Origin of the sequence: Antrihabitans stalagmiti (assembly GCF_016482825.1) — a bacterium.
Classification (GTDB): Bacteria; Actinomycetota; Actinomycetes; order Mycobacteriales; family Mycobacteriaceae; genus Antrihabitans; species Antrihabitans stalagmiti.
Genome location: NZ_JAEMNV010000002.1, coordinates 137,762 through 154,343 on the forward strand (window position 1 = coordinate 137,762; position 16,582 = coordinate 154,343).

Annotated in this window: 13 protein-coding genes and 1 other RNA gene; 9 read left to right on the forward strand and 5 right to left on the reverse strand. The window is 62.2% G+C overall.

Annotation, left to right across the window (positions count from 1 at the left end; genetic code table 11):
- The first annotated feature begins 32 nt into the window (after nt 1-32).
- The 5 genes from JGU71_RS05205 (at nt 33) to JGU71_RS05225 (ending at nt 6,790) form a co-directional block, all read left to right on the forward strand.
- Nucleotides 33-1,379, forward strand: a complete 1,347-nt coding sequence (locus tag JGU71_RS05205) for a D-arabinono-1,4-lactone oxidase (protein WP_307829505.1) — start codon at nt 33-35, stop codon at nt 1,377-1,379.
- The gene (locus JGU71_RS05210; protein ID WP_199702991.1) at nt 1,376-2,218 is read left to right on the forward strand and encodes an SDR family oxidoreductase; all 843 of its coding nucleotides are present in this window, start codon (nt 1,376-1,378) and stop codon (nt 2,216-2,218) included. Before JGU71_RS05205 ends, JGU71_RS05210 begins: the two co-directional genes overlap by 4 nt.
- Nucleotides 2,215-4,149 carry a neutral/alkaline ceramidase gene (locus JGU71_RS05215; protein WP_307829506.1) on the forward strand — a complete coding sequence of 645 codons (1,935 nt, stop codon included), beginning with the start codon at nt 2,215-2,217 and terminating at the stop codon, nt 4,147-4,149. The genes JGU71_RS05210 and JGU71_RS05215 overlap by 4 nt, the downstream gene beginning before the upstream one ends.
- A gap of 387 nt (nt 4,150-4,536) precedes the next feature.
- Nucleotides 4,537-5,262 (forward strand): metallophosphoesterase, encoded by a 726-nt coding sequence (locus tag JGU71_RS05220; RefSeq protein WP_307829507.1) that lies wholly within the window; start codon nt 4,537-4,539, stop codon nt 5,260-5,262.
- 130 nt (nt 5,263-5,392) lie between these two features.
- Nucleotides 5,393-6,790: an HNH endonuclease signature motif containing protein gene (locus tag JGU71_RS05225; protein ID WP_199702992.1), complete on the forward strand. Its 1,398-nt coding sequence runs from the start codon at nt 5,393-5,395 to the stop codon at nt 6,788-6,790.
- An 11-nt stretch (nt 6,791-6,801) separates the two neighbouring features.
- Here the strand turns inward: JGU71_RS05225 and JGU71_RS05230 are convergent, their stop codons facing one another.
- Nucleotides 6,802-7,410: a TetR/AcrR family transcriptional regulator gene (locus tag JGU71_RS05230; RefSeq protein WP_199702993.1), complete on the reverse strand. Its 609-nt coding sequence runs from the start codon at nt 7,408-7,410 to the stop codon at nt 6,802-6,804.
- A gap of 102 nt (nt 7,411-7,512) precedes the next feature.
- Here JGU71_RS05230 and JGU71_RS05235 point away from each other — a divergent pair, with 102 nt between their 5' ends.
- Genes JGU71_RS05235 through JGU71_RS05250 form a run of 4 tightly spaced genes read left to right on the forward strand, consistent with a single transcriptional unit; the run spans nt 7,513 to nt 11,224 of the window.
- A complete protein-coding gene (locus JGU71_RS05235) occupies nt 7,513-8,253 on the forward strand; it encodes an SDR family NAD(P)-dependent oxidoreductase (protein ID WP_199702994.1) in 741 nt (246 codons plus the stop codon).
- Nucleotides 8,250-9,302, forward strand: coding sequence for a zinc-binding dehydrogenase (locus JGU71_RS05240; protein ID WP_199702995.1), 1,053 nt, complete (start codon nt 8,250-8,252; stop codon nt 9,300-9,302). Before JGU71_RS05235 ends, JGU71_RS05240 begins: the two co-directional genes overlap by 4 nt.
- Before the next feature lie 2 nt (nt 9,303-9,304).
- A complete protein-coding gene (locus JGU71_RS05245) occupies nt 9,305-9,922 on the forward strand; it encodes a TetR/AcrR family transcriptional regulator (RefSeq protein ID WP_199702996.1) in 618 nt (205 codons plus the stop codon).
- A gap of 12 nt (nt 9,923-9,934) precedes the next feature.
- Nucleotides 9,935-11,224 carry an acyl-CoA dehydrogenase family protein gene (locus tag JGU71_RS05250; protein ID WP_199702997.1) on the forward strand — a complete coding sequence of 430 codons (1,290 nt, stop codon included), beginning with the start codon at nt 9,935-9,937 and terminating at the stop codon, nt 11,222-11,224.
- A gap of 21 nt (nt 11,225-11,245) precedes the next feature.
- On the opposite strand, the gene JGU71_RS05255 is transcribed toward JGU71_RS05250, so the two are convergent.
- From JGU71_RS05255 to ssrA, 4 genes are all read right to left on the reverse strand, one after another.
- The gene (locus JGU71_RS05255; RefSeq protein WP_199702998.1) at nt 11,246-12,811 is read right to left on the reverse strand and encodes a mucoidy inhibitor MuiA family protein; all 1,566 of its coding nucleotides are present in this window, start codon (nt 12,809-12,811) and stop codon (nt 11,246-11,248) included.
- Nucleotides 12,811-12,942, reverse strand: coding sequence for a hypothetical protein (locus tag JGU71_RS30175; protein WP_267908364.1), 132 nt, complete (start codon nt 12,940-12,942; stop codon nt 12,811-12,813). The genes JGU71_RS05255 and JGU71_RS30175 overlap by 1 nt, the downstream gene beginning before the upstream one ends.
- 84 nt (nt 12,943-13,026) lie before the next feature.
- Nucleotides 13,027-15,792 carry a DEAD/DEAH box helicase gene (locus tag JGU71_RS05260; protein ID WP_199702999.1) on the reverse strand — a complete coding sequence of 922 codons (2,766 nt, stop codon included), beginning with the start codon at nt 15,790-15,792 and terminating at the stop codon, nt 13,027-13,029.
- A gap of 231 nt (nt 15,793-16,023) precedes the next feature.
- Nucleotides 16,024-16,397, reverse strand: a transfer-messenger RNA (tmRNA) gene (gene ssrA, locus JGU71_RS05265).
- Nucleotides 16,398-16,582 lie beyond the last annotated feature (185 nt).

Sequence of the window (16,582 nt, forward strand, 5' to 3'; positions counted from 1 at the left end):
GCCCAGCACATCACGACCTCAGGAGTACCGAAGTGACCGCACCGACCGAAGCTCTGCCTTCCTCCTGGCACAACTGGAGTGGCCGACTGACCGCGCAGCCGTCTCGCGTCGTCGAGCCACGTGACTGTGCCGCGGTTGCGGCCGCAGTGAAGGATGCGGCCCGAGCAGGTCTACGGGTGAAGGCCGTCGGTTCAGGACACTCGTTCTCCGAGATCGCCGTGCCCGACGATGTATCCCTTCGACTCACGCACCTCGACGGGATCATCGATTGCGACGAATCCACCGGCATCGTCACGGTCGCCGCCGGCACTCCCCTGCATCGACTGAACAAAGCATTGGCCGAACGGGGACTGGCGCTCGAGAACATGGGCGACATCGATCGCCAAACCATCTCCGGCGCAACAGCAACCAGCACCCACGGCACCGGAGCCAAGTTCGGCAGCATCTCGACGCAGATCCGGCGGCTCGAAATCGTCCTAGCGGACGGATCGATCGTGACCTGCTCGCCCACCGAGCGACCAGATCTGTTCTCCGCTGCGCGAGTCAGTCTCGGCGCACTCGGAATAGTCACAGCGGTGACCCTGCAGTGTGTGCCTGCCTTCGCATTGCACGTCGTCGAGGAAACGATGTCCCTCGATCGTGCTGTCGAGGAACTGGATTCGTTCGTCGACGACAACGATCACTTCGAGTTCTTCTGGTTTCCGCACAGCCGTCTGGCCTCGACCCGTCGGACGACCCGGCTGCCAGCCAACGCGCACCTGCAGCCGATCAGCCAGCGCCGAAGCAAGTTCGACGACGACTTCCTCACCGACGTCGTATTCGAGCGACTGCTCCGTTTCGGTAGCCGATACCAGCGCACGATTCCGGCGATCACCCGCGTGGGCGCACGAGCACTCGGTGGCCGAGACTTCACCGACATGTCGCACAACGCGTTTGCCTCCAAACGCGACATTCGATTCAACGAGGGTGAATATGCCATCGCCCGCGAAGATGCCGACGACGTGCTGCGCGAGATCCGGCGTTGGACCGAGAGCCACGACGAGAAGATCTCGTTTCCACTCGAGGTGAGGTTCGTTGCCGCAGATGACATTCCGCTTGCTCCCACCTACCAGCGGGACACCTGCTACATCGCGTTCCATCAGTATCACCGGATGCAGTACGCCACGTATTTTGCTGCGCTGGAAGGAATCTTCGGTGCCGTCGGCGGCCGGCCGCACTGGGGAAAGATGCACAGCCTCAGCGCAGACGAACTACGCGGCCTCTACCCCGAATTCGACCGCTTCGTCGACCTGCGCGACGAGGTCGACCCCACAGGCATTTTTACCAACGCATACCTGAACAGGACTCTTGGCGCACCAGCGAACGGCGCCCGACGGTGACGCGAATCGCCGGCGCTCATGCAGTCATCACGGGAGGATCGAGCGGCATCGGGTTCGCCACCGCGGCGATGTTGGCCCGCCGCGGCGCGACGGTCTCGCTACTGGCCCGCGGCGTCGAACGACTCGAAGAGGCCGCGTCCACCATCCGGAGCGACGGCGGCACGGTGCACACCGCCGCGGCTGATGTCTCGAAACGTGAATCTCTCGAATATGCACTTGGTCAACTGGTTTCCGCCGCCGGCCACTGCGACATCCTCATCACCTCGGCCGGGGTCGCACGACCGGGACGATTCCTCGAACTGGACGACGCTGTGTACTCCCAGATGATGGACGTCGACTACTTCGGCACACTCCACGCGATTCGCGCGGTCGCTCCCGAGATGGTCGAACGAAAGCGCGGCTCCATCGTCGCAATCTCCTCCATGGCAGGCATTTTCGGCATCTACGGCTACACCGCATACAGTCCGGCAAAGTTTGCGGTCCGCGGTTTGATGGAGGCGCTACGCGACGAGATGCGACCCCATGGTGTGCACGTGGGGTGCGTATTTCCCCCAGACGTCGACACTCCCCAGCTAGCCGACGAGAACAGATACAAGCCAGCCGAGAGGGCCGCGATAAGCGGGACGATTTCAGCATTGAGTCCCGAGCTGGTGGCGGCAAAGATCGTGAACGGCATCGAGAAGAAGCGATTTGCCATCTACGCGGACCGCACGAGTTCGACACTGGCCTCGTTGGGCAGTATCGCAGCACCTGTGCTGCGGCGCTATGCAGATCACAAAGTCGACTCGGTCAGGCCCGCTGGCGGCAGGATGCAGTCCTTCGCGAAAGGTAAGCAGTGACAAGCTATTCGGTCGGCCGCGGTATTTCCGACATCACCGGAGAACCCGCCGACGCCGGGATGCTCGGGTACGGCAAAGCCGAACAGCGCAGCGACGGCATTCACACCCGCCTACGCGCGCGGGCGTTCGTCTTCGAGCACGGCGCGGATCGTCTGCTGTTGGTGGTGTGCGAGCTCCCGTTGATCTTCGACAGCATCTGCAACGCGGTGTTGGCAAGGATCGCAACACGATTCGGCGCTCGCTACACGGCTTCCAACACGATGATCACGGCGACACACACCCACTGCGGACCCGGTGGCTACTCCCATCACTACACCTACAACGCCACGACGAACGGCTATCGCGCCAAGACCTTCGATGCCATCGTCGACGGTGCCGCCGAGGCCGTCGAGCGTGCCGACGCAGACCTCACCCCCACAACGCTCACGCTGTCACGCGGCGAACTGCACAACGCCAGCGTCAATCGATCCCGCGTCGCCTTCGACCGCAATCCTCTGCACGACAAGACGTTCTTCCCCGAGGCCAACGACCCGCAGGTCACCGTTCTTGCTATGGAACGCGAGGAAACAACGGTCGGTGCCATCACGTGGTTCGCCACACACAACACCAGCATGACCAACACCAACACGTTGATCAGCTCGGACAACAAGGGCTACGCCAGCTACCACTGGGAGCGACTGACCGAGAACGTCGACTATCTGCGCGATCACGCCCCCGCCTTCGTCGCCGCGTTCGCGCAGACGAATTCCGGCGACATGTCCCCCAACCTGAACCTGAAACCAGGCAGCGGACCAACCGATGACGAGGTGAGCAACACCCGAATCATCGGGTTGCGCCAGTTCGATTCTGCAACAAAGGCTCTCACCGAACAGACTGCCGCTGTCGCTGGCGGGCTGGACAGCCGAACTCTGTATGTCACGCTTTCCGGCTACGAAGTCGCGCCCGAATTCACCGGTGACGGCAAGACCCATCACACAGGCGCACCTATCCCGGGGGCCGCTGCAATTGCGGGAGCCTCCGCGGATGGCGATGGATTCGCAGGCTTCAGCGAGAACGGCAACCCGTTGTTCGATCGGATCTCACGGCACCTGATCTACCGATTGTCCGGCTCGCTCGCGGACAGTCACGCGCCCAAAGGCCTTGTCGCTCCAGCGGGATCGATCAACAAGGTCGTTCCGATGATCATCGAGCGAGTTCCGGTGCAGCTGTTCCGAATCGGGCAGCTGTACCTGATCGGCATACCTGGCGAAGTGACGATCGTCGCCGGCCTGCGGCTGCGGCGCACGGTCGCAGCCATAGTCGGAGCCGAGTTGGCCGACGTTCTTGTCGCCGGCTACAGCAACGGCTACATCCACTACGTCACGACGCCAGAGGAGTACGAAGCCCAACGCTACGAGGGCGGCAGCACCATGTTCGGCAAATGGGAACTGCCTGCGCTGCAACAGATCGCGGCGCAACTGGCAACCGCGATGGCGGACGGGGTTGCCGTCGACCGCGGCGACCCGGCGCCGGACCTCTCTGGCCGAAAGCGCCGCGGACCAGCACGGGCGCCCGCGGACGAGGCCCTCCCGGGTCACGACTTCGGCGATCAGTTGACGACACCCGCACACCGCTACGTCGCCGGCGATCGTGTAGTTGCGACCTTCGTCGGCGCTTACCCGAACAACGATCTACGCCGGGGCGACACCTATCTCGAGGTCCAGCAGCAGACGGAAGGTGGCTGGGCGAGGATTGCGGACGACGGCGACTTCGCAACGACCTACCGTTGGAAGCGTCGCGGCAAGGCTGGGTCGGTCGTCGAGGTAGCGTGGCAAATCCCGGACGACGCGGCGGCAGGCACCTATCGCCTGCGCTACCACGGCGATGCCCGCGACGCGGTAGGCCGACTCTCGCCGTTCACCGGCACGTCGACCACGTTTGGTATCGAATAGGGGAAGTCCCTGCTGCAGCTTTCGGAGGAACAGTGAACGAAGCATTCGACGGTCGGAGTTTCAGTCGTCGGTCGATGTTGACAGGAACTCTCGCCGCGGCCGCAGCCGTCGGAGCGACGCTTGTCCCCGGCGGCGCGGTGGCGCGGGCGACCGCGTCGAAGTATCCGTTTCCAACCGGCAAGAATCTCACCGTCCTCGTCACCGGTGACGCCGGAACAGGTGCGGCGGGGCAACTCGCAGTGACCCAGGCCGCGAAGAAATTGTTTGCGGGCGAGCAGCTGTCGCTCGCAATCGGCCTGGGCGACAACATCTACGAGGACGGCGCGGAGACGCCGGACGACGACGAGTTCAGCACCAAAGTTCGAGGTACCCAACACCGGCCTGGACGTGCCGTGGCTGATGGCACTCGGCAATCACGACAACTCCCTCATCGTTCCGGGCGATGGCAGCTGGCTGGAGAAGGGCAACAACGAGGTCGGCTATCACGTGCGCTCGCCGCGCTGGTGGATGCCGTCGCGGTACTACTCGGTTGCTCTCCCTGCCAACGATCCGATCGTCGAATTCTTCGTGCTCGATCTGAATCCGCTGTGCTCCTACATTCCGCAGATCCTGAACTACTGGGCGCCGAACGGTCCGTACATGACCGGCCAGCGGGAATGGCTGCGACAGAGTCTGGCGGCGTCGCCTGCGAAGTGGAAGATCACGTGCAATCACTTCCCGTACATCGCGAACGGACCGCACGGCAATGCCGGCGCCTACGACGGAGTTCCGGCGATGCTGCCGCACGCCAACGGCACCTACGCGAAGGACTTCTTCGATCAGGAAGTCCTCGGCCGAGTCCCGATTCTGCTTGCCGGGCACGACCATTCACAGCAGGTCCTCACCCCGACCGCAGCAACCAAGGGCGCGTACCAGATCGTCTCGGGCGCGGCGGCCAAGTCGGTCGGCGGTCAGTCGCGGATCACCAATCCTGCGCTGTACCAGGACTTCAGCAATCTCGGGTTCATGGTGCTCGACATCTCCCCGAGCTCGGTCGCCGTTCGCGTGTACACGGTCGATATCCCCAGCGCGACTGCAACATTGGCATTCCAGCAGCAGCTAGCGGGCACCTAGGGCGCGCGCCTCGTGAGTCTTTTCGGAGGTCGGGCCCTCCGAAAAGACTCACGAGTAGTAGGTGGAATTGTGGTGTTGTGCAGGCACTTTCCGTCGAAACCGTGTCGGTGGGTGCCGCTACGATTAGCACATGCTTTCGAACCCGACACCGCAACCCGCCACGGCGGTCGAGGCTGCGATGGTCGCGTTCGAAACAGCTCTCCAAGGGTTACGTGACGTCGGATTCGGCGAACTGTCGAACAACCGCGACCGTCTCGACCTCGTGCAACGCTTCGAAACCGCAACACGCACGATCTCCGGTTTCGGAACCGTCCTGATCGCCGACATGCAGGAACAATGGATCCCCGGCGAACTCGGCGACTACCGCCTCGCCGACGTCCTCGCCAACACCCTGCGGATCCATCCCAGCGAAGCCAAAGCCCGCCGCCGCATCGCCGAAGACCTCGGACCCCGCACCGGATTCTCCGGCGCACCCCTGGACCCGATCTACCCGCACACCGCCGCCGCCCACCGTGACGGGGCGATCGACCGTGCCCACATCACCGTGATCCGCGAATTCTTCGCCCAGGTCCCCAACTACGTCGACGCCGAGACCCGCGAGCAAGCCGAAGCCAAACTTGCCGAGCAAGCCCGGATCCTGCGGCCCGACCAACTCCGCCGCGCAGGCAACCGGATCCTCGCCTACCTCAATCCCGACGGCAACGCACCCGAGGTGGACCGCGACCGCAAACGGACTTTCATCCTCGGTAAGCAGGGCACCGACCTGATGACCAAAGGCAGTTTCTGCGTCGACCCGGAACTGCGGTCCTACCTCGAGGCGCTGTTCGCGAAATACGCGAAACCCGGTGTCGGAAATCCGGCAGACGCCGACTCGACGGTCGATGCCGAACCGAACGAGGACGTCGTCCGACGCGACGACCGGTCGGTCGGGCAGCGTCAACACGACGCACTGACAATGGTGCTACGCGACGCGCTCGCCTCCGGCACCCTCGGCCAGCACCGCGGTCTCCCGGTCACCGTCGTCGCGACCATGACCGTCAAAGAACTCGAAGAGGCGTCCGGGACTGCGATCACCGGCGGCGGATCGTTACTTCCGATCCGAGATGTCGTCAGGATGGCGGCTCATGCGCACCACTATCTGGCGTTGTTCGACGATGATGGCCGCCCCATCTACCTAGGCAGATCGAAACGGATCGCGCAGGGTGATCAGCGTCTGGTGTGTTATGCCCGGGACAAAGGCTGCACCTTCCCGGGATGTTGGCGACCAGCGAATATATGTCAGTGTCATCACTGCCGGGAATGGGTGGCCGAACTCGGGCTCACCGACGTCGATCAACTGGCACTCGTCTGCGACGCGCACCATCCACTGGCTGGACTCAAAGACACCGACTGGCACACCATCGTCGCCGGATCCGATCATCAGTATCCCGGCCGGATTCTGTGGGTTCCGCCGAAACACACCGACCCGACGCGAAAACCCCGAATCAATCACTACTTCCATCCCCACGAATACTGGGACCTCGTCTGAACCTCAGCGCGTCAGAGCGAGGCTCGTCCAGCAAGCGCCGCAAGAATGCGGCCACTTCGGTCTGCCATTTGCTCGGCCGTCTGATCCGGGTGCCGCAGCCACCAATTGACAAGTGCCGTAACGCTGCTCACCCATACCTCGGTGAGAGCCGAAATATCCAACTCGTCGTCGAGCCCACCTGCAGTGAGGAAACTAGCGACGCCGCGCGACGCCTGATCGCCGATCTGCGCCACCACCTTGCGAGCGGCGTCGGCCGCTGCACCGGTTTTCGGCACCGTCCTGTCGAAGATGACGTTCCAGTCGTTGGGGCGCGGCGCCAGCGCCTCGAACACCGCGCGAAGCGTCTCCGACGCAAGCTGGAGCGTGGGCTCGTTGGTGACCAGTACGTCTTCGATCGCGCCGACCAAGGTTGCACCTGCACGTTCGACGCAGGCGATGTAGAGACCGTCCTTCGTCTTGAAATAGCCGTAGATCAGCGGCTTCGATATGCCGGCTTTCGCCGCCACGGCGTTGATCGAGATCCCGGCGTAGCCACTGGTACCGAACTCGTCGGTCGCGACATCGAGAATCTGCTGCTCGCGTTCTGCGCGCGGCACGCCCTTTGTCCCCGCGGTACTCATCGAATCCATCTAACCATCGAGCACCAACGCATCCGACACTCTGGCGCGACTACACCTCGCTATGTATTGTACCGATCAATACATTAATTGCGGAGGTAGTGGATGCAGCTGCACAACAAGGTCGTATTGGTCACCGGCGGCAGCCGCGGACTCGGCAAAGCGATGGTCGAAGCCTTCGCGGCGGCAGGCGCGGACGTCGTCATAGCCAGCAGAAAATTGGACAGCTGCGAGAAGCTCGCCACCGAAATCCGCGAAAAACACGGTCGCCGAGCACTTCCCGTCGCAGCGAATGTCAGCAACTGGAACGACTGCGACGCTCTGATCGAGACTGCATACGCCGAGTTCGGCCGCGTCGACGTACTCGTCAACAACGCCGGCCTTTCGCCGCTCTACCCGAGTCTCGACCAGGTGAGCGAAGCACTGTTCGACAAGGTCATCGGCGTCAATCTCAAAGGACCGTTTCGACTTTCGTCCGTCATCGGCACTCGTATGGCTGCGGGCGACGGTGGCTCCATCATCAACATCAGTTCGATCGGCGCGATCAGGGCCGACGGTTTGGCACTGCCGTACTCCGCGGCGAAAGCCGGACTCAACGCACTGACCGAAGGACTGGCGCAGTCGTTCGGTAGGACAGTCCGTACCAACGCAATTCAGTGCGGTCCGTTCGCGACCGACATCGCCGACGGCTGGCCGGCCGGACTGCGTGAGCACCTCGAGGCGAACATTGCACTCGGTCGGGTCGGCGTGCCGGACGACATCATCGGCGCAGCACTGTATTTCGCAACCGATGCATCGGCCTACTGCACCGGTGCGATTCTGCGGCTCGACGGCGGTATCAAATGAAAGCGCTCGTGTACGAAGGCCCGCAGGCGATCCGCTATCGCGATGTTCCCGACGCCATGATCGGAGACGACGACAGCGCGTTGGTCCGCGTCACGTCCACCGGCATATGTGGCAGCGACCTGCACATCTACGGCGGCCACGGCTTCAGCGCCGACCTCGGCTTCTGCGTCGGGCACGAGGCCGTCGGAGAGGTCGTCGAGGTCGGTCGGGCAGTGAGCCGTTTCGTCGTTGGCCAGCGGGTCCTCGTGCCCGCCTCGGTCGGCTGCGGGCGCTGCCAGTCGTGCGCGACAGGCGTCGTCGCCGGCTGCGAGACCGGCACTACCGCACTGACCGCCTGCTACGGCCTGAGCTCGGCACTGCCGGGAGCGCAAGCAGAACTGCTCGCAGTCCCCCGCGCCGATGGAAACCTTGTTGCGCTTCCCGATTCGATCTCCGACGACGCCGCCGTGGTGTTGGCCGACAACGCAGCAACGGCCTGGTATGGCGCGCGACGAGCGCGAGTCGCTCCCGGCGACACCGTGACGGTCGTCGGACTCGGTCCGGTCGGCCTACTCGCGATCCAATCGGCGTTCGCAATGGGCGCCTCCCGCGTGCTCGGGGTGGACCTGTTGCCGGAGCGGCGCACCCGTGCGGCAGCGATGGGCGCGGAGCCCATCGATTCCGACGATCCCAAAGCCCGGATTCGCGAACTCACCAACGGCAAGGGCACCGACGTCGCCATCGAAGCTGTCGGCGCGGATGCGACCATCAAACTGGCTACGAGCGCAGTCCGACGCGCAGGCAGGGTCGGCGTGATCGGCGTCAACCAGAACACGAAGTACGCGTTCAACATGCCCCTTGCCCAGGTCAAGGAACTCGAATTCACGATCGGGCTCTGCTCGGTCCAATACGAGTTACCGACGCTGCTCCGGCTCACCGCTGCGGGACGTCTTCGCCCCGAAGAGGTTGTGTCACATCGACTCGGTTTGTCGGAGGGCGAGCGCGCATACGAGATGTTTGCCGGTCGAACCGACGGGGTCAGCAAGATCGTCCTCGATCCGGCTGCCTGACGATGACGACACCACGGCGACGTGGCCGCCCACCCGCCTCCGACCCCGACGCGGGCGACACCCGTCGCCGCATCGTCGAGGCAGCACTCGAGCTGTTCGCGGAGAAAGGTTTTCACGGTACCGGCGTCGCGGAGATCGGGTCCAGAGCCGACGTCCAGAGGGGTGCGCTGTACTACCACATCAAATCGAAGGAAGAGCTGCTGTGGGAAGTGCTGCGGGACTACGTCACCGAACTGCTGGTCGAAGCCGAAGCGATCGTCGCTGCGGGCAACGAGCCGACACTCACCCTTGGCAACCTGATCCGCAGTCACGTCACCCGCATCGTCGAGCACAGTCGCGAAGTGCGGATTCAACTGCGGGACGGCACAAGTCTCGACGATACGCACGCAGCGGAGTTGCAGGAACTGCGAGATCGAGTTCAGCAGTGCTGGCAGCAGGTGCTCGACAAGGGCTACGCGGACGGCGCGTTCGCCAGCGCCGACCACGTGATCACCAACAGTCTGCTCGGCACCGTGAACATGGTGAGTTTCTGGTACCGCCCCAGTGGCGGCCGCACTCCCGAAGAAATCGGCGATCTGCTCGCCGCACTACTGCTCGACGGCGTGAAAACAACTAGGTGAGGGAGTCTTTCGATGGCATGGGATTTCGAAACGGAGCCGGAGTTTCAAGAACTACTCGACTGGGCCGACGAGTTCGTTCGAACCGAGGTCGAGCCCCTCGACCTGGTTTTCGAGAATCCGTACGATCGCTCGGACGAGAAGGCGATGGCCTACACCCGGCCTCTCAAACAGGCGGTGAAGGACAAGGGGCTGTGGGCCTGCCACCTCGGCCCCGAGTTGGGTGGCGCAGGCTACGGCCAGGTGAAGCTCGGACTGCTGAACGAGATTCTGGGTCGGTCGACATGGGCGCCGTCCATCTTCGGTTGTCAGGCACCGGATTCGGGCAATGCCGAAATTCTCGCGCACTACGGAACCGAACAGCAGAAGGCGAAGTATCTGCAGCCGCTACTCGACGGCGACATCGGTTCCTGCTACTCGATGACCGAACCCCACGCCGGCTCGGACCCGACCCTGTTCACCACAAACGCTGTGCGCGATGGTGATTCGTGGGTACTCAACGGCGAGAAGTGGTTCAACTCCGTCGCCGCTTTCGCCGAGTTCTACATCGTGCTCGCGGTGACCGATCCGAGTGTGAGTGCCTACCAGGGTATGTCGATGTTCATCGTGCCCGCCGAGACGCCCGGGCTAGAGATCGTCCGCAACGTCCGCGTCGCCGGCTTCAGCGATCACGAAGCCTACGTGCGCTATACCGACGTCCGGGTGCCTGCGGAGAACCTCCTCGGCCCAGAAGGTGGAGCCTTCGCCGTTGCGCAGACGCGGCTCGGCGGTGGTCGCGTCCACCACGCGATGCGGACGGTTGCGCTGGTACGCAAGGCTTTCGACATGATGTGCGAGCGAGCAGTCTCTCGCCAAGTCCGTGGCGGGACCCTCGGATCGCTACAGCTGACGCAGGAGAAGATCGCGGACAGCTGGATCGAAATGGAACAGTTCCGCCTCCTCGTCCTGCGGACCGCATGGCTGATCGACAAGCATCAGGACTATCTGTTGGTGCGCAAAGATATTGCAGCCATCAAGGTTGCGATGCCGAGAGTCATGCACGATGTCGCACAGCGGGCCCTACATCTGCACGGTGCCCTCGGCGTATCCGACGAGATGCCGTTCGCGGACATGATGATCTATGCGGAGATCATGGGCATCGCCGACGGACCGACCGAAGTGCATCAGGTGACGTTGGCGAAGCAACTGCTCCGCGGCTACCAACCCGCGCCGGGTCTGTGGCCGACCGAGCACAGACCGTCGAGACGCGAAGCAGCGCAAGCACATGTGGCGGCCCGCATGGAGCATGTCGTGGCGAACCATTAGTCCGAGCAGGTCCGAGGGGAGTCAGTCCCGCCAACCCGCAAGCTCGATGCCCTTGCCGATATCGACGCGGAAGCTCATCGTCAGCTCCGCCTTCGCGCCGACGGCGAGATCGAGGACCCACGTGACTTCGCCGAGGTCGGTAACCTCGGCCGGTCGCGGCTCGATCCGCACGTCTTTCACTGCGACCGCCTCGTCACGCGAGACCGGAAGTTGATCTCGTACAGTTACTTTCGCTTGGCGGGGCGTGTGGTTGGTGATCGTGAGCTGATACGCGGCTTCGCGTCGGTTGGAGGTGAAGCTACGTCCAGCGGTTCGGCGAATCAATTCGCGTTCGACGCGGACCCGGTCGTCGACGCCGAGCGCCAGTTCGACTTCTTCGCCGGGCGCCCAGGATTCGAGATCGGTGGCGCCGACGAACTCGGCGCCGTGGAAGATCGCTGCACGACCCGGCAGAAGAGTGTGCGGCGAGGTGTTGGTCGCAGTGGCCCGCAAGTACGTCTCGGCACTGAGCACGGGTGCCGTGATGTAGTCGAGGTGACTCTCCATATCGAGAACCGCGATTGTCGCCCTGTGCTTTTCGCCGTCGGAAGGGACCGCGACAGGCCGTGCGGGACGATAGGTTGCGGCAACAACACCCTGTTCCACGGTCGCCGTCGCGGTCACCATCTCGACGGCATCGGTGATCGGGGCCGAAAAGGCCTGCATCGGTGCCGGGGCGCCGGGCGGACCGCCGTAACCACCCCGTGCCATCTTCGGCATCGGCGGCAGGGGCCGTCTGCGTTCGAGGTACCAGGGTGAAAGATCGGGAACGGTCAGCGATCCCGATACCCGAGCGGTCGACAACGCGAGGTCGCACTCCGGCCAATCCTCGCCGCTCCACTGACTGATCACGCCGTACCAACTGACGCCGATGCGGTCGTCGGCGTGCCTGACGTCGTATGTCGACGACCAACCTGCCGAGGAGACGAGGTAGCTGACCTCGAACTCCACCGATGTATGGGCCTCAGCTGCGATCGCGACGGTGACCGCGAGCCGATCGGGTTCGACCTGGGCGGATCGGTCGTCGAGTTCTCTTGCAACCGCGGCGATCTCACGTTGACATTGCTCGACGTCGACTCGCAACGCGCGTTGTCGCGCTCGGAGCTCGCCCTGGCCCGTCGCGAGTGTCTCGGCGAACCCGGCGACATCGGGGTCGCGTCCCGCGGCGATCTGGCGTGCGAAGCTCGAGCCTGCATGGTTCGACAGTCCGTCGAGGAAGGTCTTGCGGGTCGACTCGACGTCGATCGCGTCTTCCAATTCCCGCAGCCGGGCCTCCAGTGCGCGACGGCGACCGTGCAGCACGGCAACCGCGTCGTCGGACGTCTCCGGGTGGTGCCGAACACCGACGTCGACGCCGAGAACCGTTGCAGCACCCCGACCCGCGACGCGGACGGATTCCGCATCCAACTGCATCGGCAGACCGTCGAGGACAACGCGGCTGTCCCCCGCATTCACGTCGAGCACGCCGCGTCGCGTGACGCGGGCGCTGTTCGGATACACCGTGACTGCCGCGATCGGAGCTTCGAGCAAGAGATCAGCTTGGGCCATCAGGCCAGGGTAATGCGGAAGCTGAGCTTGGTGCCGTGGCTGGACGTCAGATCGAGCAGACAACTGGGCAGATCCGCTCGCAACGAACCGATAACGTCGAAGTCGGGCGAGGCCACCTCCGGCGACGACACGAACTTGGTCCTCCAGCGCATTCTTCGGATTGGTCGTCTACTGCCCCGAAAAGTCGATGATTGCGGGCAGAACCTGAACGTTCCTCAGTTGGCCGATGCCGTGTCTTCGTCATAGATTACGTTGTCGAACCGCTCACGAATCAAGCGCTCTTCCCCACTGCCTGTCGTTGGGAGTCGCAACAGATTGAGTCCGCGAGCTGCGCAGATCGCATCCTTTCTTCGGTCCCGAAGCAACTGTTCGGGTCTATCTTCGTGAAACAAAAATCCGTCAACTTCGATCGAGAACGCCACTCGATTCGACGTACGGTTGAAGACCACGAAGTCGAGCGACGCTCCGTGTCTGACGTATGAACGTTCTTCCACTGTCAGCCCATCGAGACTATGCACGAGGTGGCGCAGCTTTACATTGTTGTGGGCGTAGAAGTCGCTGTACGGAGACTCAGCAAAAAGGTCCTGCAGGACAGTCCAGACAATGTTCTCCGAGTCGTAGTTCGTGACCCGCTTCAGGCGCGCCGCCAACGGCGCGAGGCGCGCCGAGTAGTCGCGATAGAGGAGGTCGAAGACTGAGATTACGTCGCTTTTCAAGGTCGCAGTCGGGTCGCGGTATTCGATGTAGTCGACCAGATCGCGCAAGTTGCGCGTCCGGCGTAGTTTTCCATGGTTAGTGACCAGCACAAATCGCTCGACTGCACGCGAGACCGCGACGTTCACAAGGTGCGCGTCGTCGACGAACTTCGTCCCAATATTTCCTTGCTTGGACTCGTCGATGACCGCGGACATAATGACAATGTCTTTCTGTCGCCCTTGAAACTTGTGCACAGTGTCGACATCGAGGTTGTCTAACGCATCTCCGAGTTTTCCGACCTGCCGACGATACGCCGCCGTAACGCCGATCCGATCAGGAGAGACTCCGGCAAATTGCTGCGGGATAACCTCTTGTTGGATTACATCGACCTCGCGCTGATTCGACTTTCCGCCCTCACGATGATGACGCATGTGATTCCCTGCAACGGTACTCATGACGAGCAACGGCTGCGTGCATGAGCTCGTTGTGAAAGGAATCATCTGGCCGCCATAAAACTTCTTGTTACAGAACTCGATGATCATCGGATCGCAGCGATAATGTTCTCGCAACATCGTGCGCGGCAACGTATTTCCGTACAGTTCGAGCAGCGACGAAAGAATATTGTGGCGGACGTAATCGTAAGCCGAGTAAGGTGGAGTAGCAGCAACCGTCTGGTCCACGATGTGCGGGAGTTGCCGCTCGTCTCCCACGACTATCACATTTCGTGCGCTCGCAAGTGCGAGACCCGCAGCAAGCAGATTCACCTGCGACGCCTCGTCGATAATCAAATAGTCGAGTAGCTTGCCGGAACCAATGCTGTTCGCGAGGGAATGGCACGTGCTCAAAATGACTGGGTGAGCTTTACTGAACTGCGCGAAGCGGTGTTTGTAATCGTCAGCCTTGTACTCTACCCACTCAGTATCGGCATATCTGAGCCTCAGAGCGTTACGGAACATGGCGGTCGACAATTGCCCTTGTTCCTCCCGGTCCCGGGCGAAGTTGGCGCTGGAAAGGGTTCGTTCGGCGACCGCAATCTGCTGCGCGAGTTCATCGACCCTCTTCTCGTAGTAGATGCGCTGCAGCTGCAGCAATACATCGGTATCAGCGGGATTCATTCCACCAGTCCGCCCGTACCGAAAGTAGCCTCGAATCCGGCGGACGACTCGACCTACCGGTCCGTCGTAGTATGCCGCCATCTCAGCGTCGGCGAGGAAGTCGAGGATGCGTTCCGAGGACCTTCGCAGCAACGGAATATCGGCCAGCGCCGGCACCTGGTGACGGTCGAGATGCTCTAAGAAATGCCGCTGCTCCAACAAATAGGCCTTCAACTCATGACGCCGAAGCGCGCGATCGCGATCGACCACTTGCAGTCGTCGCATACGCGCATTGACCTCCATCAGCTGAATGTTCGACTCGGGCCCGATTTCTGTCGACGGTCGGTCGGGGTCTCCAGTTCCCTCGTTCCGAGATGCGAAGAAGGCCTCCTTGTTTTCCTTGTTTCCAAGCGACGCGACGATATAGCCGAAGCCCTCCTCTTTCAGCTTCTCGCCAACGTTTGCGACGGCCGCATTGTTGAAAGAAACGACTCCCACTGTCGCATCTGCGTCGCCAAGTATGTTTGCAATTACATTCAGTATCGTTTGTGTCTTCCCGGTGCCCGGCGGACCGTCGATAACCGATATCGGATAAAGCAGCGCGTTCTCCACCGCGTCGGATTGGCTAAGATTCGACGAAAACGGGAAGATCCTCGGCGCAGGAAATCCTGATGGCACGATGGGCTCGGCATTGAGATACCGGCTCAACACACTCTCGGGATGTACGGACCGCAGCCGTCCATACGGCCATGCAAGTGGATCATCATCGCCAAGAATTTCGACGATTGAGCGCCAGTAGTTCAGTATCGCAGCCGCTCGCGGAGCCAAAGCCGCCTCATCACGCAGGATTCGCACTCGCGGACCGGGGAACGTGCTGAAGGAATTGGCAGGTGAGTCGGAGGCGAAGATTCGCCACCAGGTCCCGGCAGGGTTGTCGAAACACAGTACTCCACTCACATCTCCAATCACCTTGCCGTCGATCTCGACGCGGATCCCGTCGAGAGGAACTTGTACTGGGCTGCGCAAGATAGCAATACGTTGCGCACCGTATGCAAATGTTTTTGCCGAACCCCTGAACCGGACGTGAACGCCCTCCGCATCGACGCGATAGTGGTCGATCTCTGACGTCTTCTCTTCGAACTTGCCGTCTTTCCCGAGAATCAAGAAGACTTGGTACTTCAGATCATCCACGGTTCGCCCTCCCCCGATGGCAGAAATTTTGGTCGCGGAGTCGGCTGAACCAAGCCAGATATCCCCATCCACCCCGCGAGAGCCACTATATCGATTGCGTCCATCGATTGCGGACTTGCCGCATGCCTCACGCCCTCGCCCCTCAGCTCACGGCGGCTCGCCGACCTCGTCTGCTCAGCGGGCTGTAAACACGAAGGACCCCAGGTCGATTGCTCGACCTGGGGTCCTTTGCTGTGGAGCTGCCGGGAATCGAACCCGGGTCCTCCGCCGCATTTCCAGGGCTTCTCCGTGTGCAGTCCGCTAGGTCTCTACTTGGATCTCCTGGTCTCGCGAACAAGCCAGGATGACGATCCCAGTCGCTGTTTGATGTCCCGCTCGATTCCGCGACCGAATCGATTGGTAAAGCCCTCTAGCTGATGCCAGTACCCGGACCGAGGGCGAACCCGGACTGACAGACACGCTCTAGGTGCTTTTAGGCAGCGAGAGCGTAGTCGCGCTGATTGGAATCGGCGCTTAATTGGTTGCAATGACGCTTACGGTGGTCTCTTGCCTGCACCGACACGCTTCCCCTGAATCCACGTACAAAGTCGAAACCGTTCAGCCCCGTACGTCCCGACACCTTGCCGGGCTACACAGTCTAACGCGCCGAGCCGCTGACTTCATCCCATTAAAGGCGGCTCCGCCGCTCGTGAGTCTTTTTGGTGTGCCCGACCTCCGGAAAGACGCACGAGCGGCGGAGCCGCCTTGTTACTCACGGGTCACTTAGCGAAAACCAATGCCGAGGTAAAGA

What these genes read in the sequence shown, in the direction of transcription:
- JGU71_RS05225 (WP_199702992.1), top strand. Translation starts at nt 5,393, where the DNA reads ATGCTTTCGAACCCGACACCGCAACCCGCCACGGCGGTCGAGGCTGCG.
- JGU71_RS05230 (WP_199702993.1), bottom strand. Translation starts at nt 7,410, where the DNA reads ATGAGTACCGCGGGGACAAAGGGCGTGCCGCGCGCAGAACGCGAGCAG.
- JGU71_RS05235 (WP_199702994.1), top strand. Translation starts at nt 7,513, where the DNA reads ATGCAGCTGCACAACAAGGTCGTATTGGTCACCGGCGGCAGCCGCGGA.
- JGU71_RS05240 (WP_199702995.1), top strand. Translation starts at nt 8,250, where the DNA reads ATGAAAGCGCTCGTGTACGAAGGCCCGCAGGCGATCCGCTATCGCGAT.
- JGU71_RS05245 (WP_199702996.1), top strand. Translation starts at nt 9,305, where the DNA reads ATGACGACACCACGGCGACGTGGCCGCCCACCCGCCTCCGACCCCGAC.
- JGU71_RS05250 (WP_199702997.1), top strand. Translation starts at nt 9,935, where the DNA reads ATGGCATGGGATTTCGAAACGGAGCCGGAGTTTCAAGAACTACTCGAC.
- JGU71_RS05255 (WP_199702998.1), bottom strand. Translation starts at nt 12,811, where the DNA reads ATGGCCCAAGCTGATCTCTTGCTCGAAGCTCCGATCGCGGCAGTCACG.